General features: G+C 46.0%; 2 tRNA genes. Both read left to right on the top strand.

The features are described 5' to 3' along the window. The first annotated feature begins 48 nt into the window (after positions 1-48). Positions 49-125, top strand: a tRNA-Ile gene (locus tag F0185_RS34175). A gap of 98 nt (positions 126-223) precedes the next feature. Further along, positions 224-299: transfer RNA gene (locus F0185_RS34170), tRNA-Ala, on the top strand. The last annotated feature ends 112 nt before the right edge of the window (positions 300-411 follow it).

The raw sequence follows: 411 nt of genomic DNA, 5'->3' as shown, positions 1-411 counted from the left end.
CTCTTATCGACTGTTGAATTTAGAAGAAACAGTAGCAGTGTCCAAGTCGGGGCTGTAGCTCAGCTGGTTAGAGCACCGTGTTGATAACGCGGGGGTCGTTGGTTCGAGTCCAACCAGCCCTACCAGTTCGTTGAAGTTGTCTGTAAAAATCATCTGGCTCCGCCAGGGATTTTTACCTGGCTCCAAACAAAAGTAGGTTTGTACTTTTGTTTGATGAACTCTTGGGGGATTAGCTCAGCTGGGAGAGCACCTGCTTTGCAAGCAGGGGGTCGTCGGTTCGATCCCGTCATCCTCCACCACTCTACTTAACTCTTGAAAGTACAAACGTAAGCACAGATGCTTAGGTTTGGTCTTTTAGAGATTAAAGCTGTTTCGTTCTTTAACAATCTGGAAGAAGTAAAGTTTTAATCG

It is taken from the genome of Massilia rubra (genome assembly GCF_011682065.1).
GTDB classification, from domain to species: domain Bacteria; phylum Pseudomonadota; class Gammaproteobacteria; order Burkholderiales; family Burkholderiaceae_D; genus Telluria_A; species Telluria_A rubra.
The sequence above is the reverse complement of the archived record's forward strand: the minus strand, read 5'-3'. Positions and strand labels throughout refer to the sequence as shown.